This window comes from Methylobacterium aerolatum (assembly GCF_022179085.1).
Lineage (GTDB): Bacteria > Pseudomonadota > Alphaproteobacteria > Rhizobiales > Beijerinckiaceae > Methylobacterium > Methylobacterium aerolatum.
In genome coordinates this window covers 35,715-61,678 of the sequence record NZ_BPQE01000003.1, presented here as the reverse complement: position 1 = coordinate 61,678, position 25,964 = coordinate 35,715, and the positions used below count along the sequence as shown (strand labels likewise).

The 25,964-nt window shown below is 70.1% G+C and carries 23 protein-coding genes and 2 tRNA genes; 9 read left to right on the top strand and 16 right to left on the bottom strand.

Annotation, left to right across the window (positions count from 1 at the left end; translation table 11 throughout):
* Positions 1–9: 9 nt before the first annotated feature.
* Positions 10–255 (bottom strand): hypothetical protein, encoded by a 246-nt coding sequence (locus tag MFF06_RS02135; protein WP_238201360.1) that lies wholly within the window; start codon positions 253–255, stop codon positions 10–12.
* A gap of 267 nt (positions 256–522) precedes the next feature.
* Between MFF06_RS02135 and MFF06_RS22625 the strand changes: the two genes are divergently transcribed.
* Positions 523–654, top strand: coding sequence for a hypothetical protein (locus MFF06_RS22625; RefSeq protein WP_283207233.1), 132 nt, complete (start codon positions 523–525; stop codon positions 652–654).
* Positions 655–1,103: 449 nt separating this feature from the next.
* The gene (locus MFF06_RS02130; protein ID WP_238201359.1) at positions 1,104–1,265 is read left to right on the top strand and encodes a hypothetical protein; all 162 of its coding nucleotides are present in this window, start codon (positions 1,104–1,106) and stop codon (positions 1,263–1,265) included.
* A gap of 27 nt (positions 1,266–1,292) precedes the next feature.
* On the opposite strand, the gene MFF06_RS02125 is transcribed toward MFF06_RS02130, so the two are convergent.
* Complete coding sequence (locus tag MFF06_RS02125) at positions 1,293–2,084, bottom strand: bestrophin-like domain (protein ID WP_238201358.1); 792 nt, start codon at positions 2,082–2,084, stop codon at positions 1,293–1,295.
* Positions 2,085–2,622: 538 nt separating this feature from the next.
* On the opposite strand from MFF06_RS02125, the gene MFF06_RS02120 reads away from it, so the two are divergent.
* A complete protein-coding gene (locus tag MFF06_RS02120; protein ID WP_306421642.1) occupies positions 2,623–2,970 on the top strand; it encodes a helix-turn-helix domain-containing protein in 348 nt (115 codons plus the stop codon).
* Between the two features lie 19 nt (positions 2,971–2,989).
* Here the strand turns inward: MFF06_RS02120 and MFF06_RS02115 are convergent.
* The 4 genes from MFF06_RS02115 to MFF06_RS02100 form a co-directional block, all read right to left on the bottom strand.
* A tRNA-Thr gene (locus MFF06_RS02115) sits at positions 2,990–3,064 on the bottom strand.
* A gap of 133 nt (positions 3,065–3,197) precedes the next feature.
* Complete coding sequence (locus tag MFF06_RS02110) at positions 3,198–6,395, bottom strand: efflux RND transporter permease subunit (protein WP_238201356.1); 3,198 nt, start codon at positions 6,393–6,395, stop codon at positions 3,198–3,200.
* A gap of 10 nt (positions 6,396–6,405) precedes the next feature.
* Positions 6,406–7,710, bottom strand: coding sequence for an efflux RND transporter periplasmic adaptor subunit (locus MFF06_RS02105; protein ID WP_238201355.1), 1,305 nt, complete (start codon positions 7,708–7,710; stop codon positions 6,406–6,408).
* Positions 7,711–7,809: 99 nt separating this feature from the next.
* Complete coding sequence (locus MFF06_RS02100) at positions 7,810–8,208, bottom strand: hypothetical protein (protein ID WP_238201354.1); 399 nt, start codon at positions 8,206–8,208, stop codon at positions 7,810–7,812.
* Positions 8,209–8,324: 116 nt separating this feature from the next.
* On the opposite strand from MFF06_RS02100, the gene MFF06_RS02095 reads away from it, so the two are divergent.
* A tRNA-Arg gene (locus MFF06_RS02095) sits at positions 8,325–8,398 on the top strand.
* Positions 8,399–8,425: 27 nt separating this feature from the next.
* On the opposite strand, the gene MFF06_RS02090 is transcribed toward MFF06_RS02095, so the two are convergent.
* The 4 genes from MFF06_RS02090 to MFF06_RS02075 form a co-directional block, all read right to left on the bottom strand.
* Complete coding sequence (locus tag MFF06_RS02090) at positions 8,426–8,617, bottom strand: hypothetical protein (RefSeq protein WP_238201353.1); 192 nt, start codon at positions 8,615–8,617, stop codon at positions 8,426–8,428.
* Between the two features lie 225 nt (positions 8,618–8,842).
* Positions 8,843–10,318: a glucose-6-phosphate dehydrogenase gene (gene zwf, locus MFF06_RS02085; RefSeq protein WP_238201352.1), complete on the bottom strand. Its 1,476-nt coding sequence runs from the start codon at positions 10,316–10,318 to the stop codon at positions 8,843–8,845.
* A gap of 124 nt (positions 10,319–10,442) precedes the next feature.
* Positions 10,443–11,030 (bottom strand): hypothetical protein, encoded by a 588-nt coding sequence (locus MFF06_RS02080; RefSeq protein ID WP_238201351.1) that lies wholly within the window; start codon positions 11,028–11,030, stop codon positions 10,443–10,445.
* A 28-nt stretch (positions 11,031–11,058) separates the two neighbouring features.
* Positions 11,059–11,901: an SDR family NAD(P)-dependent oxidoreductase gene (locus tag MFF06_RS02075; RefSeq protein ID WP_238201350.1), complete on the bottom strand. Its 843-nt coding sequence runs from the start codon at positions 11,899–11,901 to the stop codon at positions 11,059–11,061.
* Between the two features lie 93 nt (positions 11,902–11,994).
* Here MFF06_RS02075 and MFF06_RS02070 point away from each other — a divergent pair, with 93 nt between their 5' ends.
* The 3 genes from MFF06_RS02070 to MFF06_RS02060 all read left to right on the top strand — a co-directional run bounded on the left by MFF06_RS02070 (position 11,995) and on the right by MFF06_RS02060 (position 15,482).
* Positions 11,995–13,176: an endo-1,4-beta-xylanase gene (locus MFF06_RS02070; RefSeq protein ID WP_238201349.1), complete on the top strand. Its 1,182-nt coding sequence runs from the start codon at positions 11,995–11,997 to the stop codon at positions 13,174–13,176.
* Positions 13,177–13,263: 87 nt separating this feature from the next.
* On the top strand, positions 13,264–14,805 hold the full coding sequence (locus tag MFF06_RS02065; RefSeq protein ID WP_238201348.1) for a L,D-transpeptidase family protein: 1,542 nt from the start codon (positions 13,264–13,266) through the stop codon (positions 14,803–14,805).
* 143 nt (positions 14,806–14,948) lie between these two features.
* Positions 14,949–15,482, top strand: coding sequence for a Dps family protein (locus tag MFF06_RS02060; RefSeq protein ID WP_238201347.1), 534 nt, complete (start codon positions 14,949–14,951; stop codon positions 15,480–15,482).
* Between the two features lie 91 nt (positions 15,483–15,573).
* Here the strand turns inward: MFF06_RS02060 and MFF06_RS02055 are convergent, their stop codons facing one another.
* The 6 genes from MFF06_RS02055 to MFF06_RS02030 form a co-directional block, all read right to left on the bottom strand.
* Complete coding sequence (locus MFF06_RS02055) at positions 15,574–17,304, bottom strand: AMP-binding protein (RefSeq protein WP_238201346.1); 1,731 nt, start codon at positions 17,302–17,304, stop codon at positions 15,574–15,576.
* Positions 17,305–17,393: 89 nt separating this feature from the next.
* A complete protein-coding gene (locus MFF06_RS02050; RefSeq protein ID WP_238201345.1) occupies positions 17,394–18,167 on the bottom strand; it encodes an enoyl-CoA hydratase in 774 nt (257 codons plus the stop codon).
* Positions 18,164–19,060 (bottom strand): 3-hydroxyisobutyrate dehydrogenase, encoded by an 897-nt coding sequence (mmsB, locus tag MFF06_RS02045; RefSeq protein ID WP_238201344.1) that lies wholly within the window; start codon positions 19,058–19,060, stop codon positions 18,164–18,166. Before mmsB ends, MFF06_RS02050 begins: the two co-directional genes overlap by 4 nt.
* Before the next feature lie 168 nt (positions 19,061–19,228).
* Positions 19,229–20,269: an enoyl-CoA hydratase/isomerase family protein gene (locus MFF06_RS02040; RefSeq protein WP_238201343.1), complete on the bottom strand. Its 1,041-nt coding sequence runs from the start codon at positions 20,267–20,269 to the stop codon at positions 19,229–19,231.
* Complete coding sequence (locus MFF06_RS02035; protein WP_238201342.1) at positions 20,269–21,411, bottom strand: acyl-CoA dehydrogenase family protein; 1,143 nt, start codon at positions 21,409–21,411, stop codon at positions 20,269–20,271. The genes MFF06_RS02040 and MFF06_RS02035 overlap by 1 nt, the downstream gene beginning before the upstream one ends.
* Before the next feature lie 239 nt (positions 21,412–21,650).
* The gene (locus MFF06_RS02030; RefSeq protein ID WP_238201341.1) at positions 21,651–23,147 is read right to left on the bottom strand and encodes a CoA-acylating methylmalonate-semialdehyde dehydrogenase; all 1,497 of its coding nucleotides are present in this window, start codon (positions 23,145–23,147) and stop codon (positions 21,651–21,653) included.
* A gap of 171 nt (positions 23,148–23,318) precedes the next feature.
* Here MFF06_RS02030 and MFF06_RS02025 point away from each other — a divergent pair, with 171 nt between their 5' ends.
* Complete coding sequence (locus MFF06_RS02025) at positions 23,319–24,236, top strand: LysR family transcriptional regulator (RefSeq protein ID WP_238201340.1); 918 nt, start codon at positions 23,319–23,321, stop codon at positions 24,234–24,236.
* Between the two features lie 285 nt (positions 24,237–24,521).
* On the top strand, positions 24,522–25,838 hold the full coding sequence (gene ispG / locus MFF06_RS02020) for a flavodoxin-dependent (E)-4-hydroxy-3-methylbut-2-enyl-diphosphate synthase (protein ID WP_238201339.1): 1,317 nt from the start codon (positions 24,522–24,524) through the stop codon (positions 25,836–25,838).
* The last annotated feature ends 126 nt before the right edge of the window (positions 25,839–25,964 follow it).

Here is a 25,964-nt window from a genome sequence, read left to right as displayed (position 1 = left end):
GATAACGCCTCATGCAGGGTTCCTCCGACGCGGCTTCACGCCTGGCTCGCCGCCGTTGGTGAACTCGATGCCAGCGGCTTCGAGGGCGCGCTGAACCATCGAGATGGTTTTCAGACTGCTTTTGAGCACATCAGGGCCGCACGCTTCCATATTCCGGATCGTGCCGATGCTGACATCGGACGCTTCCGTCAGGACCAACTGCTCCACTCCGGCAAGTGCCCTCACGGCCTTCAGCTGGTTGCCTATCGACAGCATGACTTGATCCGAAACCGAATAATTTTGCTATCATGACCATTTCAGGCTTAACCGCAAACAACACTCGGTAACTCTCATATCCAATCTGATGGTTATGGCAGTCGCTCGATATCCAACCGCCGACCGATTTACTGGGGCCGCGCCCTCTCCGGCCAGCGCGCCCCGGTCGTCCCCGGCTTCGTCATCGCCCGCAACCGCATCTCGGCCTTCGCCGGCTTCCGCAGGACGCCGCTTTTCGTCGCCGGCCAGTTCAACCGCTCAGCCATCATGTCGCTCGCCGCCGACGCCGCCCGCAACCATCAGAACCGCTACGGCGGCACCTGGGCCGAGGCCATGTCGGTCTACCTCCGCGCCGCTTGGCAGGCCGCCCACGTGGCCCGCCACGCCGCCAAGCTCTGAGGGGGGCGACCGTGCAGTCCTCCGCCATCCGCACCCCCGCCGCTCGCGGGCCTCGACCGCAGAACCCACCTTGAAGACGCCGCGCAGACCGCGCCGGACGCCGCCGAGAAGATCATGCCCGCGCTGGACCACCGGAAGGGTGGCAACGGGACCGAACTTCACCCCACCGCGATGCCAAACCATGCCGAGCAGGCGGCGCACGCAAAAGGGTAATGGGACTACTCTCGCGCAGGCGCGCGCGAGGCTGAGGCTCAAACCGCGCCCGTTTCGGTGGTCGACCAAGCGCGGGAAACGGCTGTGCTGGCTGAGCCTTCGCTACCCGATAGCAGGTGCGAGGAGGTCGACGTCCCTGGCCTCCAGGCCGAGCCCATTCCGCTGCCCTGGCGCGGCGCCGGCAACGTCGTAGCGGCCGCCGGTTGCGCCATCCTCGCCCTCGTAGGTGCTGCGTGATGCCGACAGCGATTCAGACCCCCTTCCGCCCGGCACGGCGCCTCGCCGGGCGCTGGCTCGCCGTCCACGGGGAGATCGCAGCGTTCCTCGACATCGAGGCGCCCCCGCACGTCGTGCAGGTGCGAGCCAGACTACAGTTGTCGCACTCCGCCTCGATCTAATCATCGGACAGACGAGAAGTGCGTGGCTCAGAGAGCGCCAGGAAACATCACACTGCGGGCCTGCTGAAGCGGAGCGGCGCTGACGGCCATCGGGCCGTCGAAGGGCCGCTCGTGGATCGCGATCACTCCAAGCGTTGTAATCATCGCCACGGAAAACATGATCATGGTTGTGGCCTGCGCCCGCGGTTGCTCGATGTGAACGAGGCCGATGGCCACGAGGGTGAGGCCAGCGAGCACAAGCAGCGTCACCCATTTGCTTTCGTCGCTCTTGGCATCAGCTAAGGCCAAGCGCTCGCCGCGCGCCGCGCGCAGGGCCATGACGGCTCCCAGCAGGGCAGCGTGGGTAGCGGTGCCGGCCTCTGCGCTGATCGTGGGGTCAGCGACTTTCTCCAATAAATGGCTCAACGCTTGGCCGGCCCCGTTCGAGTAAGCACCCTCGGACATTCGGGGCCACTCGTCCTTGATCAGTGCATCAAGATAGCTCGACAGAGCAGCACGGATCCCGCTCATGTCTGAGGCCGACGCAAGGCTGAGATCATAGACGCCGCGTGCATTGACCCGCTCCGCCTGCACTACGCGTGCGGCTTGCCGCTGCCGTTCCCAGGCATCGCTGGCCACGAAGCCAGTGAGGAGGGCTAGCAGGGTTGAAATGGCGGTGAAGTAGGCGGGCACTATGCCCGTCCCAGCCCATAAGACTGCTGGACGGGTCCAGCGGAGGTTGGTCAGAATGCAGACGGTAACGACGACCCCGGCGAACGGTAGAGCCAACAGGGTGAACATCAGCCAGATTGGCTGATCGAGCCAGAGACCGAGGAGCATGTGGTATCCGAGCGCGTGCGGTGGCCGCCGGGCATCTTGGCCGGTTCCGCCACGCCTAACATACCCTGACGTTGACTAAACCACCGCCCCCAGCCGACAGGGGAAATCACGGCCGCGCTCGCCTCGGCGAGTCGTCGGCTACCATCAGGACCGTCGCCGCGAGATAGACCCTGAAACGACAACAGCCCCGACCCGGCAAGGTCGAGGCTGTCGAAAAGCTGAGGCCTGTGAGGCGCGAGTGACTTCCCCTCACAAGCCATGACCTCCCCCCGGAAATCAAGCCGGAACGGCAATTCCGGCAACAGGGAAGTCGTGCCGGGACCCTCGACCGCGGCCCGCGAGGGACCGTGAACGATGGACTATGCCGATGCGCTCCGCTGACAGGCGGAGGATGCGCCACGCGCCGCGCTGCCCGCGGTGACGGCCGCGCTGGGGCGAGCATTCGCCGAGGGGAACGTCACGCGGCCGAAGCCGAGGCGCTGTCGGCGCTGATCGAGACGCGGCAGACTTTCGCTTCTTACCGCAGCGGAAGTGCAGGATCATTGCACGCGCGGCGTACAAACCTGCCCGACCGTTCGGAACGAATCGACGCCATCACCGGACGGCCAAGCGCCTGACGCAGGCGGAGCTTACCGTGCGGGTGGACCTCTCGACCGAGATGATCAGCAAGATCGAGTGGGGCGCCGCCGCGCCGTCCTCCGACACGATCCAGCGTCTGGCGGGGAGCTTCGGCATTCCCGAGCAAGTGCTGTTCGGCCTGACGCCGACGATGTCGGATGGCAGCGAGCGAACGCGCATGCTGGCGAAAATCCACGCCAAGCCCTCGCGCCTCAACGAGGATCGGTTGGCACGCGCCGACCGGATGCTGTCCGCCCTGACGGATTGACGTCGGTTGGCGGGGGGACTGGTGCCGGATGAGGGGATCGAACCCCCGACCTTCGGTTTACAAAACCGCTGCACTACCGCTGTGCTAATCCGGCCGCGTCGCCTGTGGGCCCGCGATAGCTAGCAGCCACCGGGCGGGGGCTCAAGCGGGCGACGACCCGCAAGGGCCATCGCGACGGGGCGGAGCCGCCGGTTCCGGCGAGCCCCACCGGGGACACGGCCCCTCCCTCACGGGGCCGCGGGCCTGCGCCCTCCGAACCGGGCCGACAGCACCGGCAGCACCACCAGCGTCAGCAGAGTCGCGCTGATCAGGCCGCCGATCACCACCGTGGCCAGGGGCCGCTGGATCTCGGCGCCCGTGCCGGTGGCCAGGGCCATCGGAACGAAGCCGAGGGAGGCGACGAGGGCCGTCATCGCCACCGGCCGCAGGCGGGTCTCCGCCCCTTCGAGGATCGCCTCGCCGACCGGCCTGCCCTCCGCCACGAGGTGCCGGATGGCGGTGAGCATCACGAGGCCGTTCAGCACCGCGACGCCGGAGAGGGCGATGAACCCCACCGCCGCGGGCAGCGAGACCGGCATGTCCCGCAGCCACAGGGCAAGGATGCCGCCCGTCAGCGCCAGGGGCACGGCGCTGAAGACCAGCGCGGCGTCCCGCACCCGGCCGAGCGCCCCGCACAGGAGCAGGAAGATCAACCCGAAGCAGGCCGGCACCACGATCGCGAGGCGCCCCTTCGCGGAGGCGAGGTTCTCGAACTGCCCGCCCCAGGTCACGAAGGATCCGGCCGGGAGGGCGACCGAGGCCACGCGCGCCTGCGCCTCCGCCACGACGGAGCCGATGTCCCGGCCCCGGACGTTGGCGGTGACGACGACGCGGCGGCGTCCGTTCTCCCGGCTGATCTGGTTCGGCCCCTCCCGCACGGCGAAGCTCGCCACCTGCTTCAGGGGCACCGAGGCGGCCCGGCCGTTCGGCCCCGGCGGCAGGGGCACGGGGATGTTCTCCAGCGCCTCCCGGTCCTCGCGCACGGTGTCGGTGAGGCGCACGACGATGGGGAAGCGCCGGTCGCCCTCGAACACCACCCCCGCGGCGCGCCCGCCGATGGCGACGCCGATCACGTCCTGGATCGCCCCCGTGCCGAGGCCGTAGCGGGCGGCCTCCGTGCGGTCGATGCGGATCTCCAGGAAGGGCAGGCCCGCGGTCTGCTCCACCTTCACATCCTGCGCGCCCGCGATGCCCCGGAGGATCGCCGCGATCGCCTCCGCCGACCGGCGCATCGGGACGAAGTCCTCGCCGAAGACCTTCACGGCGATGTCGCCCCGCGTGCCGGCGAGCAGCTCGTTGAAGCGCAGCTGGATCGGCTGGGAGAACTCGTACATGTTGCCGGCTAATCGATCGAGCGCGGCCTCGATCCGGGTTTGCAGCGCGGCCTTGGTCTCGTTCGGGTCGGGCCACTCCGCCTGGGGTTTCAGCATCACGAAGGTGTCCGAGGCGCTCGGCGGCATCGGGTCCGAGGCGACCTCGGCGGTGCCGGTCTTGGAGAAGACCACGGCCACCTCCGGGAAGGCGCCGATCACCCCCTCCACCTTCAGCTGCATCGCCTGCGATTGGGTGAGGGAGGTCGAGGGGATGCGGGTGGCGCTGAGGGCGATGCTCTTCTCGTCGAGTTGCGGCACGAACTCCGTGCCGAGGCGGGAGGCGAGGAGTCCCGCTCCGGCCACGAGGAGGAGCGCCCCCGCCACGACCGCTCCGGGGTGGGCGAGGCTCGCCCGCAGCGCCGGCCGGTATGCTGCCTTGAGGAAGCGGACGGGAGGCCCGTCCGCCTCGGTGACGCGGCCGGTCAGGACGATGGCGGCGAGGGCCGGCACGAAGGTCAGCGACAGGAGGAAGGCCGCCGCCAGCGCCAGGATCACCGTCAGCGCCATCGGCGTGAACAGCTTGCCCTCCACCCCGGTGAAGGTGAGGAGCGGAACGTAGACCAGCATGATGATCGCCTGCCCGTAGAGGGAGGGGCGGATCATCTCCTCCGCCGAGGCGCGCACCGTGGCGAGCCGCTCGTCGAGGCCGAGCACCCGCCCGAGCGCCCGCTGCCGCTCCGCGACGTGGCGCAGGGCGTTCTCGGTGATGATGACCGCCCCATCGACGATCAGCCCGAAATCGAGGGCGCCCAGGCTCATGAGGTTGGCCGAGATCCCCGCCTCCACCATCCCGGCGAGCGTCAGGAGCATGGCGAGGGGGATGACGAGGGCGGTGACGAGGGCCGCCCGCAGGTTGCCGAGCATCAGGAACAGCACCAGCACCACCAGCGCCGCCCCCTCCGCGAGGTTCGTCGCCACGGTGCGCACCGTCGCCTCCACGAGGCGGGTCCGGTCGAGGACCGTGCTCACCGCGACGCCCGGGGGCAGGGAGCGGCGGATCTCGTCGAGGCGGGCCGCCACGGCGGCGGCGACGGTGCGGCTGTTCTCGCCGATCCGCATCAGGGCGGTGCCGATCACCACCTCGCGCCCGTCCTGGCTGGCGGAGCCGGTCCGCAGGTCGCGGCCGATCCGCACCTCGGCCACGTCGGCGATCCGCACCGGCACGCCGCCGCGGGCGGCCACGACCACCTCGGCGATCTCGTCGGGCCCGGCGAGGCGCCCGGCGGCGCGCACGACGTAGCCCTCGCCCCGGTCCTCGAGGTAGCGGGCGCCCTGGTTGGCGTTGTTCGTTTCGAGGGCCCTGGCGACGTCGGCGAAGGAGAGGTCGAGGGCGGCGAGGCGGTTGGGGTCCGGCTGGACGTGATACTGCTTCTCGAACCCGCCGATGCTGTCGACGCCCGCGACCCCCGGCACCGTGCGGATCTGCGGCCGGACGATCCAATCCTGCACCGTGCGGAGGTAGGCGGTCTGCTCCAGGGCGCTGCGCAGGCGCTGGCCCTCGGGGGTGAGGTAGCTGCCGTCCCCCTGCCAGCCGGGTTGGCCCGGCGGGCTCGTCACGCGCTCGCCGGGTCTCGCATAGCGCACGCTCCACATGGCGATCTCGCCGAGGCCGGTGGAGATCGGCCCCATCGCGGGCTCGGCTCCGGGCGGGAGATCCTGCCGGAGATGCGCCAGCCGCTCGGCCACCTGCTGGCGGGCGAAGTACACGTCCAGGCGATCCTCGAAGACCGCCGTCACCTGGGAGAAGCCGTTGCGCGAGAGCGAGCGGGTGTAGCTGAGGCCCTTGATGCCGGCCAGCGCCGTTTCCACCGGGTAGGTCACCTGCCGCTCCACGTCCTCCGGCGAGAGGGAGGGCGCGGTGGTGTTGATCTGCACCTGGTTGTTGGTGATGTCCGGCACGGCGTCGATCGGCAGCCGCGTCGCGGCGAAGGCCGCGAGGAGGGCGGCCAGCCCGCTCAACAGCAGGACCAGCCAGCGGCGGCGGATGGAGAGGTCGAGGAGCGATCCGATCATGGTCGCCCCCTCAATGGTCGTGGCCGGCGTCGCTCTTTCCGAGCTCGGCCTTGAGGAGGAAGGAGTTGGCGACCACGATCGCCTCGCCGGCCTTGAGGCCGGACACGATCTCCACCGCTTCGTCGTCCGCGCGCCCGAGGTCCACCTCGCGCTTCTCGAAGCCCTCCTCCGTGCGCACGAAGACGACCGTCCTGCCCTCGACGGTCTGGAGGGCGGCCTTCGGCACCCGCACCGCCACGGGATCGCGCCCGATCTCGATCTCCGCCGTGACGTAGGTGCCCGGCCGCCATGCGCCGTCCCCGTTCGGCAGGGCCACCACCACCCGCGCGGCGCGCGTGTCGGGGTTGAGGAGCGGGCTCACGAAGATCACCCGGCCTTCCGCCCGTCGGGCGGTCCCGTCGCGCCCCGGCAGCACGGCGACGGCGGCCCCCTCCTTCACGCCGGGGAGGATCGCGGTGGGAACCGACAGCTCGATCCACACCTGCGACAGGTCCGCGACGGTATAGAGGTCGGCGGGCTCGCCTTCCTTGCCGACGGCGGTGCCGACATCGACCTTGCGCTCCACGATCTGCCCCTCGACGGGCGCGCGCAGTTCGTACTGGCGCAGGGTCGAGGTGGTCGGGCTCGCCTCGTCGCGCTTCTGCGCGGCCGCCACGTCGGCGGCGGCGAGGCCGAGGGCCGAGAGCTTCTGCCGGGCGAGGTCGAGGCGGAGCTGGTTCTCCAGATGCGCCGCGCGGGCGCTCTGGAAGATCGCCTCGGAGGTCGCCTGGGAGGCGATGAGCTTCTGCTGCCGGGCGAAGTTGATGCCCTGCAGGTCCGCCTGGATCTGGGCAGTGAGGTACTCGCTCTTGGCGTCGGCCACCTCGCGGCTGTCGAGGACGGCGACGACCTCGCCCTTGCTCACCCGGTCGCCGAGGCGCTTGCGCATCTCGGAAACGGTGCCGACCACCCGCGCGGGCACCCGCGCCACCCGGTCGGCATCGGGCGCGATCGTGCCGGGGACGAGGATGTGCCGGGCGAGGATGCCGGGCTCCGCCGACGCCACGGCGATGTCCTGCGCGGCGATCTGCTCGGCCGACATAACGATGTGGCCCTCCCCGTCGTCATGGTGCCCGGCGTAGGCCTCGCCGGGGGAAGGGACCGGGGCATGGCCGCCTCCGGCCGGGGCCGACAACGCGGCCTCCCGGTGTGCCGGAGGCCCGGCGACGAGGCCGCCCGCCGCGAGGGCATCGCGGAGGCGGTCGGTGAGGGACGGGAGGGCGGCGCCCATGAGGAGGCCGGCCCCGACGAGGGCGGGGACAAGGAGAATGCGCATGGCGACCTGCTCGGCCCGGCGCCCCAGTGGGCGGTCCGGGTCCTTTCGGCGGAAGGAGCATGAGGGAGGGCTCCCGCGGGGGGCGGGACCGGGATCCGCTCAGGCGCGCGGGGGCCGGGGATGCAGGTCGGGGACGGTGGAGGGCCAGGAGACGGCCGCGAGGCGATAGCGCGGCCGGGAACGCGGATCCGCGAGGATCGGCGCGGTCGCGCTCGCGGGGGCCAAGCTGTGGCAGCCGCAATGCAGATGGGTCACGAGCCCCGGGTCGGCGGCCTGCGAGGCGGCCGAATCGGTAGCGATGGTCCGGAGACCCGGATGCGGGTGTCCCGCCTGCGCCTCACCCGCGTGCGGGCCGGTCAGATGGTGGTGGAGGTCGGCGGCGAACCCCGCCTGCGGCAGGGCGGTGACCAGGGCGAGCCAAACCGCGAGCAGCCGGACGGCGAGGGCGAACCACCCCGTCTTCGCCCCGCAGGCGTTCTGGCCCCGTGCCACGCGCATGGCGCCTTATGCGCGCAATCCACCCCGCGCGACAAGACGGCCCCGCGATTCCCCAAACACGGCCCGGCGCCTTGACCCACGGCGGTCCTCGTGGCTTTTCGCAACGGTCGGCACCAGACTCCGTAGCTCAGCTGGATAGAGCAGCCGCCTTCTAAGCGGCAGGTCGTAGGTTCGAGCCCTACCGGGGTCGCCGGCCGACATGCCCGGATCGCGGCGATCAGACCGCCAGGCGCTCCTTGGCCCGGGCCAGTTGCATCAGACGGTAGACCTTGGTCAGGCGGTCGCGGGCGTGGCGCACCGGCGGGGCCTGCCGCTCGATCTGCGCGGCGTCGATGATCCGCAGGGCGGCGGCCACCGAGCGCTCCAGGCGACGCTCGTCGGCGGCGATATCGAAGCTCCCCTGTGGCATGGCCAACCCTTACCTGCGCGCTCGCGAATCCTTCGCGTCGCACGCAGTGACACCAGACGCCTTGGCCGGGAAAAAGGCAGCTTGGCCGTAAGCTGTGGAGAATTCGCCATCGCACGGGCGACGAGCTCGGCGACGCGCTCGCTCCGTTGATGCATCATCCCGCTATCTTATTGTTTTTAATAAATTTTTCCGGCCCTGTCCGACGCCTTCGCCTGGATCGACGCCCTAGCGCAACTCCTCGTGCCAAGTGCGCCCGTCCCGCTCGATCAGGGCGATCGCCGCGGTGGGTCCCCAGGATCCGGCCGGGTAGGGGCGCGGCGCGTCCGGCCGCTCGGACCACGCCTTGAGGATGGTCCCCGCCCAGGCCCAGGCGGCCTCCACCTCGTCGCGACGCATGAACAGGGTGGCGTTGCCGCGCACCACATCCATCAGCAGGCGCTCGTAGGCGTCGGGATAGCGCTGCTTGAAGGTCTCCTCGAAGGAGATGTCGAGGTCGGTCGGGCGCAGGCGCAGGCCGCCGGGGCCCGGATCCTTGGTCATCACCTCGAGCTTCATACCCTCCTGCGGTTGCAGGCGGATGACGAGGCGGTTCGGCTCCCGGCCGAAGGCCTCCTCGGGGAAGATGGAGAAGGGCGAGGCCCGGAACTGCACCACGATCTCGGAGAGCTTGCGCGGCAGGCGCTTGCCGGTGCGCAGGTAGAACGGCACCCCCGCCCAGCGGCCCGACTGCACCTCGACCTTCATGGCCACGAAGGTCTCGGTGCGGCTCTCGTGGCCGAGCTCCTCGAGGTAGCCGGGCACGGGCTGGCCGGCGACGGCCCCGGCGACGTACTGGCCGCGCACCGTGACGGCCTGGATGTCGTTGGCGGTGATGGGCTTGAGGGCGCGCAGCACCTTCAGCTTCTCGTCGCGGACGGAGTTCGCCTCCAGGTTCAGGGGGCTCTCCATCGCCGTGAGGCAGAGGAGCTGCAGGATGTGGTTCTGCAGCATGTCCCGGAGCGCACCGGAGGTGTCGTAGTACCCGGCGCGCCCCTCGACTCCCACCGTCTCGCCCACGGTGATCTGCACGTGGTCGATCACGTCCGAGGTCCAGAGCCGCTCGAAGATGGTGTTGGCGAAGCGCAGCGAGAGCAGGTTCTGCACCGTCTCCTTGCCGAGGTAGTGGTCGATGCGGAAGATCTGCGATTCGGGGAAGACCTCGCCCACGGCGTCGTTGATCGCCTGTGCCGACTTCAGATCCTTGCCGATCGGCTTCTCCAGCACGACGCGGGATTTCTCGCCGATCAGCCCGTGCTTGGCGAGGTTGCGGCAGATCGAGCCGTAGAGGTCGGGCGAGGTGGCGAGGTAGTAGGGCCGCACCTGATCCGGCCGCTCGGCGAGTTTCTGCGCGAGGTCGTCCCAGCCGTCGTCGCCCTTCCCATCCACCGCCACGTAATCGAGGTGGGCCAGGAAGTCGGTGAGCGTGTCCTCGGGCAGGTCGGCGGCGGTCACGAACCGCTTCAGCGCATCGCGGGCATGCTCGCGGAAGGCGTCGGCCGTCAGCTCCGACCGGGAGGCACCGATGATCCGGCTGGTGCCGGGGATCTGCCCATCGCGAAACCGATAATACAGGGCCGGCAGGAGCTTGCGCGCGGTCAGATCGCCGGTGGCGCCGAAGACGACGCAATCGAAGGAGGCGACGGGAATGATCGTCGTGGCCAAAGGCGGCTCCCGTAAGGTGGCGGCATGCCCCGTGGTGCGGCTCCCGAGCGAGCCCGTGAGGTGCCGGACTTAGACCGGTGCAGGAGCCGCGCCAAGGGTGGCGTCGTTTGCCCGACGCTTGCCGTCACCCCGCCTTGAAGCGCGGCCGGGAGGCTGGCTGGAAGTGGGGGTCGATCCGGTCGCGGATATGAGTGAGGAAACGGAGGAAGGCAGTGGGGTCCTCCCAATGGCTTCGCATCGTGTTGCTCTCGGACCGTCGCCAGATGGCGACCGCTTCGGCGAAGGTGACATGGCCACTCGTCAACGTGGTGATGAATTCGGCGACGAGCCGGTGTTCGGCTCTCACCAAGCGCGCCAAAGCCATGTCCAGCACGGCGTCCGGCCCCTCCTTTCGCGGAGTAGGTACCGGCCAGGGGAGCCCCTCGCCGCCAAAATGGGCCACCCAATGCAGGGCATTGCCGAATCGGAGGAAGGCCTGCTCCTGCGTCGTGGCCGGGGGGCCGAAGATGGGTTCGCGGGCCTGCTTCCGGGGCGCGGGTCGAGGCGCCATCTGATCCGTCCAATACCTGTTGGTGTCATCGCTTTTATAAGCGATGACTTCCGCTTCGGCACTGAATTCTCTGCGCGAATCGTCTCCTACGATCTGAGCCTTACGGTTGCGCCCACTGGCCCTGACGGGCTCCACCTTCGTTCGCCGGGACGGTGAGACCATCAGGCGGCTCTCTTGGAAGCCGGAAAAGCTACCCCTCCATGAACCGCTTGAACGCCTCCGCGTGGTCGGGATGCCAGCGGGAGAGCGCCGGGCGATTGGCGATGATATCGCCCATCGCCCATTCCATGCGCTTCTCGTCCTGGGCGCGGGTGGTCTCGTTGTCGGGGCAGAGGATGTAGAAGTCGCCCTGCTCCATCCGCTCCAGCATGAAGGTGACGGTCTGCTCCGGCGTCCAGGCGCCGGCGGGCTTCTCGGCGACGCCGCGGGCTTTGGTGAGGCCGGTATAGACGAAGCCGGGGATCAGCAGGTGGGCGCTGGTCCGGCAGCCCTCCGTGCTGCGCAGCTCGTGGGCCAGGGCTTCGGTCACGGACTTCACCCCCGCCTTGGAGACGTTGTAGGGCGCGTTGCCCGGCGGCGTGGTGATGCCCTGCTTCGAGCCGGTGACGATCACCGCGCCGGGCTGGCCCGATTTGGCCATGGCCGGGGCGAAGGAGCGGATGCCGTTGACGACGCCCCACAGGTTGGTGCCGATGATCCGCTCCCAGGTCTCGGCATCGGAGAAAAGCTTGCCGCCGGCCTCGACGCCCGCATTCAGCATCACGATCGCCGGGGGCCCGGCGCGCAGGACCGCGCCGGCCAGGGCCTCGACGGCGCCCCGGTCGGACACGTCGGTGGGCACGGCCCGCACCTCGACGGCGGCGAGGGCGGCGACCTCGGCGTGGGCGGCCTGCAGGGCCTCCCCCGGCAGGTCCGCGAGCCAGACGTTCATGCCGACCTGGGCAAAGGCCTTGGCCGCCGCGAGGCCGATGCCGCTCGCCGCGCCCGTCACCACTGCGCTGTGGCCGGGGGTGATCGCGGGGTGTCGGGACATCGCGCTTTGCTCCATGCTCTGTGGCAGGCGTGACATGGGGCGGGGGCGAGAGACCGCCAGCGCCCCGCGGGGTCGGCACGGGCGAGGACACGCATGGCGACGACCCTGAACCGCCGGAGCCTCCTCGGGGGCGTGGCCGCCGCCGGCCTCGCCGGGCCCGTCGCGTCGGCGCCGGCCGGGGAGTTCGGCCCCCTCAAAAGGCCCTCCTGGGCGGCGGACGGGCCGCAGGGTGCCGCCGCCGCGAAGGGGCTGGGATTCGGCGCGGCAGTGCCGTCGAACCTCCTCAACCGCAGCGCGAACTTCCAAAAGATCATGGCCCGCGATTGCGGGGTGCTCGTCGGCAACAACGAGATGAAGATGGCGGTGATGCTGCCCGAGCCGGGCCGCCCCGACTTCGCCCCGGCGGATTCGGTCGTCCGCTTCGGCCGGGCGCACGGGCAGCGCCTGCGCGGTCACGCGCTCGTCTGGCACGAGGCCCTGCCCGCCTGGGTCGCCCCGCTGCTGGAGCACGCGAGCGCCGCCCAGGCCGGAGACTTCCTCCACCGCTGGATCGACACCGCCGCCGGGCGCTACCGGGGGGTGATCGACTCCTGGGACGTGGTGAACGAGGTCCTGGCGGGCTACGGTCCGGTGCGCCGGGCGGACGGCCTGCGGGAGAGCCCCTGGCTCACGGCGCTGGGGCCGGACTACATCGACCTCGCCTTCCGCTGGGCCCGCGAGGCCGACCCGCGGGCGGCGCTCGCCTGGAACGAGGATTCCCTGGAGCACGCCTTCGATTGGGTGGAGGCCAAGCGCGGCCGCGTCCTCAAGCGGCTGGAGGGGATGCGCGCCCGGGGCGTGCCGGTCCGCCGGTTCGGCATCCAGGCCCACCTCATCAGCGATCAGCCCTTCGATCCGAAGGCGTTCCGCCGCTTCATCGGTGATCTCGGCCAGCTCGGCATCGGCATCGAGATCACCGAACTCGACATCGACGACAAGGCGTTCCCCGCCGATGCGGCCCTTCGCGACAAGGCGGTGGCCGAGTTCGCCCGCCGCTTCCTCGACGTGGTGCTCGACGAGCCCGCCACCCTGTCGGTGGTGACCTGGGGCTATTTCGACGGCGATACGTGGCTCAACGACCATCCCGATCACCGCCGCAGGGACGGGCTGGCGCAGCGCCCCCTGCCCCTCGACACGACGATGCGTCCCAAGCCCTTCCGCGAGGCCCTGATCGCCGCCTTCCGCGCCGCGCCGGATCATTCCGTCGCGCGAGCGCGCCTGCGTGAGACAATCTGAGCAGGCAGGCCGGAGGGGATTGGTAACCATCCATCCCCATTCTCCCAGCAGACCGCGCCGCCCCCGGCGCCGTCGGGAGAGTCGCGTATGGTCTCCGCGCCGAGTCGTTCACCCACGGTCTTCACGGCTGGCCTGTGCCTGAGCGCCCTCGTGGCCGGGCCGCTGCCCGCCCTCGCCCAGGATAGTCCGGCCCCGACGCCGCAGCTGCAATCGGCGGCGCCCGCGCCCGCGCGGATCGAGAACGCCGTTAGTGAGCCGGCAAAGGTCACGGCTCCGGCGAAGATCGCCGAGCCCGTCATCCCCGCTCCGCTCGCGCCGGCGGCCCCCGCCCCCGTCCCCGCCGCCGCCGAGTCTCCGACGACTTCCGCCAAGCCGCAGGAGGCGCAGAAGAAATCCCGCGAGCCCGCACCGCTCGTCTACGCGAAGGTCTCAGCGGATCCGGTCCCGTCCTTCTCGCCGCAGACCTTTCTCGCCACCGTCAAGGCGGCGGAGCGCTACGCGGCCTTCGTGGAGGCGGGCGGCTGGGACAAGGTGCCCGACAGCCTGATCAGCGTGAAACCGGGCGAGCGGCATCCCGCGATCCCCGCGCTCCGCCATCATCTCACCCTGGAGGGCGATCTCCCCGCAGGCGCGCCGCCATCCGACCGCCTCGATCCGCCGCTGGTGGCGGCGATCTCCGCCTTCCAGGCCCGCCTGGGTCTGCCGGACAGCGGCATCCTCGGCCGCCTCACCGTCAACGCCCTGAACGTCCCCGCCGAGACGCGGCAGCGCCAACTCGCCGCCTCGGCGGCCCGGTTGATGGGGACGAAGTTCGCCTTCGGCGACCGTTACGTCGCCGTGAACATTCCCTCGGCCACCGTCGAGGCGGTGGAGGGGGGTCAAGTCACGCGCCGCTATGTCGCCGTGGTCGGCTCGCCGGACAAGGCGACGCCCACCGTCGAGACCCGGATCACGGACATCAACTTCAACCCCACTTGGACGGTGCCGGTCTCGGTGGTGAAGAACGAGATCATCCCGCAGATGCGGAAGAACCCCGGCTACCTCGCCAAGAACCGCATCCGCATCCTCGGGCCCGGCGGCACCGAGGTCGATCCCACGAAGATCGACTGGGCGACCCAGAAGGCCGCCAACTACACGCTGCGGCAGGATTCGGGGCTCGACAACTCGCTGGGCCAGGTCCGCATCGACATGCCCAATCGCTTTGCCGTCTACATGCACGACACCCCGGCGAAGTCGCTCTTCGCCCGGTCGGTGCGGTTCCACAGCCACGGCTGCGTCCGGGTGGGACAGGTGAAGGAACTGGTGGGCTGGCTGCTCCAGGGCGTCGAAGGACCGAACGGCCTAGGCTCGACCTGGGGCCCCATGGAGATCGAGACGGGAATCGCGGACGGGGAGCGGCGGGACATCAAGCTGCCCAAGCCCGTGCCGGTCGCCTTCGTCTACCTCACGGGCTATGCGGGGCCGGACGGTCGCGCGCATTTCCGCGACGACATCTACAACCTCGACACGCCGCGCCCGGCACCGGGCGCCACGCCGGCCCCCGTCCCGGCCGCCGCCGTGACCCATCCCGCCGACCCGGCGACCACGGGCTCCATCGCCCCCCGCGCGCGCTCCGGCCCATCGCGCTAAGCAGGTTCGGGCCACGCGCGGCGAGGTCCGGATCGGCACGCCGCGACCTTATCGGCCGGAACAATTCGGGCGTCCCGTCATTGCCGGAGGAACATGGCCCGCCCGCCGAGGGCCGGCCTCCGCATGACTAAGGACAAGCATCCATGGCCAAGGCCAAGCCCATTCGCCGCGTCGAGAGCGACCGCCTCAACACGCCGACCGACCTCGATCCCAAGGACGTCAAGGCCATCTCCGAGGGCCTGACCGTCCTGCTTTCGGATCTGTTCGCGCTCTACATCAAGACCAAGAACTTCCACTGGCATGTGAGCGGCCCGAACTTCCGGGACTACCATCTGCTCATGGACGAGCAGGCGCAGCAGATCTTCTCGATCATCGACGCCGTGGGCGAGCGCGCCCGCAAGATCGGCGGCACGGTCCTCCGCTCCCTCGGCGAGGCCAAGAGCCTCACTCGCGTCGCCGACAACGATGCGGCGTACGTGAGCCCGATCGACATGCTCAAGGAGCTGCGCGACGACAACAAGGCGCTCACCGCCCACATGCGCGAGCTGCACGAGATCACCGACGAGGCGAACGACGTCTCGACCACCTCCCTCTTGGAGGAGTGGATCGACCAGTCCGAGGAGCGGACGTGGTTCCTCTACGAGACCACCCGCAACGCCACCGACAGCGGCCACTGAGACCCTTGAGGCCCCGCACTGCACAGTGTGGGGCCTTCCCTCTCTCCGGCGTCGTCGTCACGCGTCGGCGATGCCATGACGGAGGGGGTTTCTATCCCGCCGTCTGGTCGGGCTTGCGCTCGGCATCGCCCTTCAGTTCCGGGAAATCGGATTGGGTGAAGGAGACGCCGCGGTAGGGGTCGTCCGTCACGCCGTCGTGCTCCAGGCGGCGCAGCTGTACCCGGCGGATCTTGCCGGAGATGGTCTTTGGCAACTCGCTCACGAACTCCAGGGCGCGCAGGCGCTTGAACCCCGCGAGCTTGACGTTGGTGAAGCGGAAGATGTCCAGCGCCGCCTCCCGCCCCGGCGTCGCGGCGGAGGTGAGCAGCACGTACGCCTTCGGGATCATGTAGCGGACGGGGTCGGGCACCGGCACCACCGCCGCCTCGGCGACGAGGGGATGCTCGATCAGGACGCTCTCCAGCTCGAAGGGGCTGATCCGGTAGCCGGAGGACTTGAACACGTCGTCGGCCCGGCCGACGAAGGTGTAGCAGCCCTGGGCGTCCACGAAGGCGACATCGCCCGTGCGGTAGACCTCGCCCTCGGCTCCGGTGAGGCGCCCGCGCCCGTCGTCGTAGCCCTGCATCAGGCCGGCGGGACGGTGGCTCCCCAGTTCGAGGCAGACCTCGCCCTCGGTGGCGGGCTGGTCGTCGGCATCGAGCACCCGGACCCGGTAGCCGGGCAGCGGCCGCCCGAGGGCGCCGGGCACCACCGGCTGGCCAGGCGTGTTGGCCATCAGCGCCGTGGTCTCGGTCTGGCCGTAGCCGTCGCGGATGGTGAGGCCCCAGGCGGATTTCACCCGCTCGATCACCTCCGGGTTCAGGGGTTCGCCCGCCGCGCAGACCTCGCGCAACCGCAGGTCGCGCCCTTCGAGCTTTTCCTGGATCACCATGCGCCAGACGGTGGGCGGGGCGCACAGCGTCGTCGCGCCGGTCTTCTCCAGTTGCTCCAGCAGGATGCGCGCGTTGAACGGCGCTTGGTTGATCACGAGGATCGTCGCCCCCGCGTTCCAGGGGGCGAAGAACGAGGACCACGCGTGCTTCGCCCAGCCCGGCGACGAGACGTTGCAATGCTGGTCGCCGGGCTGGAGCCCGAGCCAGTACATCGTCGAGAGGGCGCCGACCGGATACGAGCGGTGGCTGTGGCGCACCAGCTTCGGCTTCGCCGTGGTGCCGGACGTGAAGTAGAGGATCAGCGGGTCCTCGGCCCCCGTCGGCCCATCCGGCGCGAAGGTCTCGGCCTCGTGGAAGGCCTCGTCGTGGGCGAGCCAGCCCTCGGCCGCCGGCCCGGTCACGATGCGGATCACGTCGTCGGTGTCGAGGCCCGCGAAACGCGGCATTTGCTCCGGCCCGGCGACGATGGCCCTGGCCCGGCCGCGCTCCAGCCGGTCGGCCAGCTCCTCGGCGGTGAGGAGCGTGGTCGCCGGAATCACCACCACGCCGAGCTTCATGGCGGCCAGGAAGGTCTCCCACAGGGCGGGCACGTTGCCGAGCAGCAGGAGCAGGTGGTCCCCCCGCTTCAGGCCGAGGCCCCTCAGGCGGTTGGCGACCTGATTGGAGCGGCGGCTGAGTTCGCCGAAGGTCAGGGATTGCTCGGCTCCCGTCGCGGCCTCCACGATCCGCAGGCCCGGCCGGTCGGGGTACTCGGCGGCGAGTCCGGCATCGAACCAGTCGAGCGCCCAGTTGAACGGCACCGGCTCGGGCCACGCGAACTGCGCAACCGCGGTGGCGTAATCCGTGCGATGGGCCAGCAGCAGGTCGCGGGCCTCCCGGAAGCTCGGCATGGTCGTGTCCTCCCCTTCTTATCGTTCGTTCCACCCGCTTCCGTCATTGCGAGCGGAGCGAAGCAATGACGGGATGGCGGCCGGGACCTCTAGCGGTGCGAAAACGTCGCCGGCCGCTTTTCCACGAAGGCGGCCATGCCTTCCTTCTGGTCCTCCGTCGCGAACATGGCGTGGAACACGCGCCGTTCGTGCCGCAGGCCCTCGCTGAGGGTGGTCTCGTAGGCCCGGTTCACCGCCTCCTTGGTCATCATGGCGGCGGGCTTCGACATGGAGGCGATGGTCGTGGCGGTCTTCACCGCCTCCTCCACGAGGTCGGCGGCGGGCACGATCCGCGAGACGAGGCCGCAGCGCTCGGCTTCGCCTGCGTCCATCATGCGCCCGGTGAGGCACATCTCCATCGCCTTGGCCTTGCCGACGAAACGGGTGAGCCGCTGGCTGCCGCCCATGCCGGGCATGACGCCGAGCTTGATCTCCGGCTGGCCGAACTGGGCCGTGTCGGCGGCGAGGATGAAGTCGCACATCATGGCGAGTTCGCAGCCGCCGCCGAGCGCATAGCCCGCCACCGCCGCGATGATCGGCGTGCGCACGGCGTTGAACCGGTCCCAATCGGAGAAGCGGTCGCGCCCGTAGACCTCGGCGTAGGTGAGGTGCTGCATCTCCTTGATGTCGGCCCCGGCGGCGAAGGCCCGCTCCGAGCCGGTGAGCACGATGCAGCCGATGCCGGGGTCGGCATCGGCGGCGGTCGCGGCGGCGATCACCTCGGCGGTGAGCTGCGCGTTGATGGCGTTCAACGCCTTCGGCCGGTTGAGGGTGACGAGGAGAACCCGCCCCCGCGTCTCGGTGAGAATCGTCTCGTAGGTCATCGGGCCTCCCCTGCGCCGCCGCGGAGCATACGGATGATGGCGGAAAAGTCCTCACCCCCGTGGCCGAGGCCGTCGAACAATCCGTAGATCTGTGCGGCTTCCGCGCCGAGCGGGGTCGAGGCCCCTGAAGCGAGGGCGGCGGCTTGCGCGAGGCGCAGGTCCTTGAGCATCAGGGCGGCGGCGAAGCCCGGCTTGTAGGAATTGTTAGCCGGCGAAGTCGGCACCGGGCCGGGCACCGGGCAGTAGCTCGTGAGCGACCAGCACTGGCCGGAGGAAACCGAGGCGACGTCGTAGAGCGCCTCGTGCGAGAGGCCGAGCTTCTCGCCAAGCGCGAAGGCCTCGCAGACCCCGATCATCGAGATGCCGAGGATCATGTTGTTGCAGATCTTGGCCGCCTGACCGGCCCCGGCCTCGCCGCAATGGAAGACGTTCTTGCCCATGGCCTTCAGGAGGGGCTCCGCCTGCGCGAACGCCTCGCCGCTGCCGCCGGCCATGAAGGTCAGCGTCCCCGCCTTGGCGCCGCCCGTGCCGCCGGAGACCGGCGCGTCCACCGAGAGGCAGCCCCGCGCCCGCGCCAGCGCGTGGGCCTTGCGGGCGCTCTCGACGTCGACGGTGGAGGAATCGATCAGGAGCGTGCCGTCGGGCAGCGCCTCGGCGAGCTGCGTCCAAACCTCGATGACGTGGCGCCCGGCGGGCAGCATCGTCACCACCACGTCGGCACCCTGCACCGCCTCCAGCGCCGAGGCGGCGACCGTCACGCCCGCCTCCCGGGCGAGGTCGAGGGAGGCGGGGGCGAGGTCGAAGCCGCGCACCGTGTGCCCCGCCTTCACGAGGTTGGCGGCCATCGGCCCGCCCATGTTGCCGAGCCCGATGAAGCCGATCGTGCGTGCCATGCTGTGGTTCTCCCGTTTCGTGATGATCTCCCACCCTCGTCCTCATCCTGAGGTGCCCGCGTCAGCAGGTCTCGAAGGAGGGATCCAGAACGCGTCGCGATCCCTGGAGCCCTCCTTCGAGGCTGCTCCGCAGCACCTCAGGATGAGGATGAGGGTGGGATGCTCACCTCACACCGCCCCCGTGCGATCACCCCCGAAGACCGGCTCAGCCCGCGGCTCCAGCCAGGAGGCGATCCGGGCCGGATCGACCTGATCGAGGCTGGGCGGGGTCCAGCGGGGGGACTTGTCCTTGTCGATCACCACGGCGCGGATGCCCTCGCGGAAGTCGCCCTCCTCCAGAAGCGCCAGGGAGGCGTGGAACTCGCGCTCCAGGCAGGCTTCGAGGGTGGGCGCCGCGCGGCCGAGGCGCAGCAGGCACAGGGTCAGCACGAGGCTCGACGGCGACTTGGCGGCGAGGGTGGCCTTCGTCTCGCGGGCGAAGTCCGAGCCGTCCGCGTCGAGGGCCGCGACGATCTCGTCCATCATGTCGAAGGCGAAGCAGCGGTCGATCACCCCCCGGTGGGCGGCGAGCGGCGCCGGGCCGGGATCCTTCGCCGAGCGGGCGATGGCGGCCTCCGGCTCCTGGCCCTCCACGAGGGCGGCGATCAGGTCCGGCAGCGCGGCGGAGGGGATGAAGGCGTCGGCCATGCCGCACAGGATGGCGTCGGCGGCGCCGATCTGCGCGCCGGTCAGGCCGAGATAGGTGCCGAGTTCCCCCGGCGCCCGGGGCAGCAGCCACGTCCCGCCGACATCCGGGAGGTAGCCGATCCCCGTTTCCGGCATGGCGACGCGGGAGCGCTCGGTGACGATCCGGTGCGCCGCGTGGCCGGAGAGGCCGACGCCGCCGCCCATGGTGATGCCGTCCATCACCGCCACGAAGGGCTTCTCGTAGGCAGCGATGCGGGAATCGAGGCGGTACTCGTCCCGCCAGAACGGGGCGGCCGCGTCGGTGGGGTTCTCGTAGAGGGAGCGCAGGTCGCCGCCCGCGCAGAGGGCGCGCTCGCCCTCTCCGGTGAGCAGCACCGCCGTCACCGCCGGGTCGGCGGCGAACCGGTCGAGGGCGGCGTCGATCAGGCCGACCATCCCGTGGTTCAGGGCGTTCAGCGCCTTCGGCCGGTTGAGGCGGATGCGCCCCAGCGCCCCGGCGGTCTCGACGAGGACATCGCTCATCAACGGCCTCCGATCAGGCTGCGGGCGACGATCATCCGCATGATCTCGTTGGTGCCCTCGAGGATCTGGTGGACCCGCAGGTCGCGGACGATCTTCTCGATGCCGTACTCGGCGAGGTAGCCGTAGCCGCCGTGCAGTTGCAGGGCTTGGTTGGCCACCTCGAAGGCGGCATCCGTCACGTGGCGCTTGGCCATGGCGCAGAGCTGCGTCGCCTCGGGGGATTTCGCGTCGAGCGCCCGGGCGGCGTGGTGCAGGAAGGTCCGCGAGACGGTGAGCGCCGTCTGCATGTCGGCCAGACGGAACTGCAGGGCCTGGAAGTCCGTGAGCTTGGCGCCGAAGGCCCGGCGGTCGCCCATATAGGCCAGCGCCTTGTCCAGCGCCGCCTGCGCCCCGCCGAGCGAGCAGGCCGCGATGTTGATGCGGCCCCCATCGAGGCCGCTCATGGCGATCTTGAACCCCTCGCCCTCGGCGCCGAGGCGGTTGGCCACGGGCACGCGGCACCCGTCGAAGCGCACGGCGCGGGTGGGCTGGGCGTTCCAGCCCATCTTGCGCTCGTTGGCGCCGAAGGAGAGGCCGGGCGTGTCCTTCTCCACCAGGATGGCCGAGATGCCCCTGGGGCCCGCCTCGCCGGTGCGGACCATGCACAGGTAGAGGTCGCTCGCCCCGGCGCCGGAGATGAACTGCTTCTCGCCGTGCAGCACGTAGTGGTCGCCGTCCCGCTCGGCGCGGGTGCGCAGCGCCGCCGCATCGGAGCCGGAGCCCGGCTCGGTGAGGCAGTAGCTGGCGATGGCGTCCATCGTCGTGAGGCCGGGGAGGAAACGGGCCCGCTGCTCGTCCGAGCCGTAGGCGTCCACCATCCAGGCGCACATGTTGTGGATCGACAGGAAGGCCGCCACGGTCGGGCAGCCCGTCGACAGCGCCTCGAAGATCAGCGCCGCCTCGATCCGGCCCATGCCGGTGCCGCCGGAGTCCTCGCGGACATAGATGCCCGCCATGCCGAGTGCCGCCGCCTCGCGCAGGGTTTGAACGGGGAAATGCTTGGTCTCGTCCCATTCCAACGCATGGGGGGCAATGTGGTCCGCCGCGAAGGCCGCTGCCATGTCGCGGACCGCGGTCAGATCCTCGTCGAGGCCGAATGACATGGGTCAAGTCCTCTCTGTCCGGGAACCAAGCGCAGGTTCGCCCGGTCCGCAAGCAGGCGATCCTGAAACGAAGCGGATCGCGCTACCTCACCGTCATTGCGAGCGTCAGCGAAGCAATCCAGGGATGCGGGACGCCATGAAGCGTGGCGCTACCCTGGATTGCTTCGCTTCGCTCGCAATGACGGACACAAACCGGTCCCCCTCTCCCCGCAAGCGCAGAGAGGGGGACGCTCGGCGTCTTACCGCATCGTCGGGATCGAGAACTCCGCGCCGCTCTTGATGCCGGAGGGCCAGCGCTGCGTCACGGTCTTGGTCTTGGTGTAGAAGCGGATCGAGTCCGGCCCGTGCTGGTTCAGGTCGCCGAAGCCGGAGCGCTTCCAGCCGCCGAAGGTGTGGTAGGCGATCGGAACCGGGATCGGCACGTTCACGCCGACCATGCCGGTGTTGACGCGGGCGGTGAAGTCGCGGGCCGCATCGCCGTCCTGGGTGAAGATGGCGACGCCGTTGCCGTACTGGTGGGTGGAGGGCAGCGCCAGCGCCTCCTCGTAGTCCTTGGCCCGCACCACCGACAGCACCGGACCGAAGATCTCCTCCTTGTAGATCGTCATGTCCGGCGTGACGCGGTCGAAGAGCGAGCCGCCGAGGTAGAAGCCGTTCTCGTAGCCTTGGAGCGTGAAGCCCCGGCCGTCCACGGCGAGCTGCGCGCCTTCCTTGACGCCGGTCTCGATGTAGCCGCGCACCTTCTCCACCGCCTCGCGGGTGACGAGGGGCCCGTAATCGGCGGCCTCGTCGTGCGACGGGCCGATCTTGAGGGATTCGACGCGGGGGATCAGCCGCTCCATCAGCCGGTCGGCCGTCTTCTCGCCGACGGGCACGGCCACCGAGATCGCCATGCAGCGCTCACCCGCCGAGCCGTAGCCAGCGCCGATCAGGGCATCGACGGCCTGGTCGAGGTTGGCGTCGGGCATGATGATCATGTGGTTCTTGGCGCCGCCGAAGCACTGGGCGCGCTTTCCCGTCTCCGCCGCGCGCACATAGATGTACTCGGCGATCGACGAGGAGCCGACGAAGCCCACCGCCTTGATGTCCTCGTCATCGAGGATGGCGTCGACCGCCTCCTTGTCCCCGTTCACGACGTTCAGGATCCCGGGCGGAAGCCCCGCTTCCAAAAAGATCTCGGCGATGCGGATCGGCACGCTCGGGTCGCGCTCGGAAGGCTTCAGGATGAAGGCGTTGCCGCAGGCGATGGCCGGGGCGCACTTCCACAGGGGGATCATTGCCGGGAAGTTGAACGGCGTGATGCCGGCCACCACGCCGAGCGGCTGGCGCAGGGAGTAGACGTCGATGCCGGGGCCCGCGCCCTCGGTGTACTCGCCCTTCAGCAGGTGCGGAATGCCGCAGGCGAACTCCACCACCTCGACACCGCGCTGGATGTCGCCCTTGGCGTCGGGAACGGTCTTGCCGTGCTCGGAGGCCAGCAACTCGGCGAGTTCCTGGTTGTAGCCGCGGATCAGCTCCAGGAAGCGCATCATCACGCGGGCGCGCTTCTGCGGGTTGGTGGCCGCCCAGGCGACCTGAGCTTCCCTGGCGTTCTCGACCGCCGCGCGCATCTCGGCGCGGCTCGCCAGAGCCACCTTGGCCTGGACCTCGCCGGTCGAGGGGTGGAACACGTCCGCCGTGCGGCCGCTCTCACCGTTCACGATCCGGCCGCCGATGAAATGCCCGACGTGGCGCATGACGCTTCTCCCTATGATTCGTGCCGTCTCCGGCTTTTGGCGGACAGTAACACCATGCACTGAACGATAAAGCTGGACCTGCTCGCAGCGGTCGTGCATCGATGCACAGCACGCCGCGTCATCGGCGAGCGACAGCGAAGCCATGACGTTGAGGATTCAAAGGGCGAGGGAATGGTCGCAAGGAAGGTCGCCGGAAGCTGGGACGACCTGCGCTTCTTTCTCGCGGTCGCCCGCACGGGCACGCTGAGCGCCGCCGCCGGTCAGACCGGGACGGAGCACACCACCGTCGGGCGACGCATCCGCGCCCTGGAAGAGACCCTGAGCGCGCAGCTCTTTCACCGCAGCAACCTCGGCTACGCCCTCACCGAGGCGGGCGAGAACCTGCTGGCCGCCGCCGAGAACATGGAGAGCGCGTTCCTCTCGGCCAACGCGGCGGCGGAGGCGGCCCATACGGTGTCGGGCACGGTGCGGATCGGCGCGCCGGACGGGTTCGGCAGCGTGTTCCTCGCGGCGCGGATGCACCGGCTGACGCGGCGCCATCCGGGGCTGGAGGTCGAGATCATGGCCACGGCGCGGATCTTCAGCCTGTCGAAGCGCGAGGCCGACATCGTGGTCAGCCTGTCGCCGCCGCAACAGGCGCGGGTGGTGGCCCGGCGCCTCACCGACTACCGCCTCTTCGTCTACGGTGCCGGGACGTACCTCGCGCAGGCCCCGCCGATCCGGGCGCCCGCCGACCTCGAAGGGCATCCCTTCGTCGGCTACATCGAGGACATGCTGTTCACCCGCGAGTTGAACTATCTCGGCGTTCTGGGGCCCGCCGTCTCGGCGCGGCTACGCTCCACCAACCTCCTCGCGCAGGTCCACGCGACCCTCGCGGGCGCCGGCCTGTGCATCCTGCCCGCCTTCATCGCCGCCGCCCATCCGGGGCTGAGGGCGGTGCTGCCGGAGTCGGTCTCGCTGACCCGGGCCTTCCACATGCACATCCACGAGGACCACCGGCAGGCGGCGCCGATCCGCGCCGTGGCCGCCTTCATCGCGGCCGAGGTCGAGGCAGCCCGGGAGCTGTTCGAGGGTGGCATGGCCCCGTAGCGCACCGCCATCCCTGCCGGCGGCAGCGACCCGCGAAAGGGCGCGCGTAAGTCGTCGCGTACAAGCCACAGAATGCGCAAATCGCGCCACCAACCTCGACAACCCCGCCGGGATGGGACAAGAGGCGGGCGACATCAGCCTCGGCCGGGTTGTCTTGATTCCGTGCCGCGCCGTTCGCAGCTAAGATGCTGTACACGTCAGTTTTCGCCCCGCGCGGCCTCGGATCGCCCGAACCGGTCCCCCTGCCCGCACAAGGCCCGGTGGCAGTCTAAGGAAGCGGAAGTGATGGAAGCCCGCAGCGACAGCGACACCCTCTTCTCCGGCTCGCTCGCCGGCCTCGGTCCCGAGATCGCCGGGCCCGCCCCGCGTCACCGCACCGTCGGCGTCACGGTCGGCGAGGGCGAGGGCGCCGTCATGGTGGGCGGCGGCGCGCCGATCGTCGTCCAGTCGATGACTAACACCGACACGGCCGACATCGACGCCACCGTCGCGCAGGTCGCCCAGCTCGCCCGCGCCGGCTCGGAACTGGTCCGCATCACCGTGGACCGCGACGAGGCCGCCGCCGCCGTGCCGAAGATCCGCGAGCGCCTGGACCGGATCGGCGTCCACGTGCCGCTGGTCGGCGACTTCCACTACATCGGCCACAAGCTCCTCTCCGACCATCCGGCCTGCGCCCAGGCGCTGGCCAAGTACCGGATCAACCCCGGCAACGTCGGCTTCAAGGAGAAGAAGGACACCCAGTTCTCGACCATCGTCGAGCAGGCGATCAAGTACGGCAAGACCGTGCGCATCGGTGCCAACTGGGGCTCGCTGGACGGCGAGCTCCTCACCCACCTGATGGACGAGAACGCCAAGTCCGAGCGTCCGATCGACGCCCGCGCCGTCATGCGCGAGGCGATGGTCCGCTCCGCGCTGGGCTCGGCCAAGCGCGCCGAAGAACTCGGACTTGGCAAGGACAAGATCATCCTGTCGGCCAAGGTCTCGGCGGTACAGGATCTCATCGCTGTCTACCGCGAGGTCGCCCGCCGCTCGGACTACGCGATCCACCTCGGCCTCACCGAGGCGGGCATGGGCTCGAAGGGCATCGTCGCCGCCTCCGCCGCCATCGGCGTGCTGCTCCAAGAGGGCATCGGCGACACGATCCGCTACTCGCTGACCCCCGAGCCCGGCGGCGACCGGACGGTGGAGGTGAAGGTCGCGCAGGAACTGCTGCAGACTATGGGCTTCCGCACCTTCGTGCCGCTGGTGGCCGCCTGCCCCGGCTGCGGGCGCACCACCTCCACGACCTTCCAGGAACTCGCCCGCGACATCCAGAACTGGATCACTACCTCCATGCCGGAGTGGAAGAAGACCTATCCGGGCGTCGAGGGGCTGAACGTGGCCGTGATGGGCTGCATCGTGAACGGCCCTGGCGAATCGAAGCACGCCGACATCGGCATCTCGCTCCCAGGCACCGGCGAGGCGCCCTCGGCTCCGGTCTTCATCGACGGCAAGAAGGCCATGACCCTGCGCGGCGCGACGCTCGCCAAGGACTTCGAGACCATCGTGACCGACTACATCGAGCGCCGCTTCGGGCAGGGCAACCGCAGCGCGGCGGAGTAGGGCTCTCCGAATCCCTGCCCCCTTCCCCTGCCCACTCTCTCCCCCTCGCCATGCCTGCGGGAAGAGGGCCACGGGGGGAGGGGCCGGCCGGCGATGGGTCCGCCGGGCCGCACGCCCCGTCCCCCG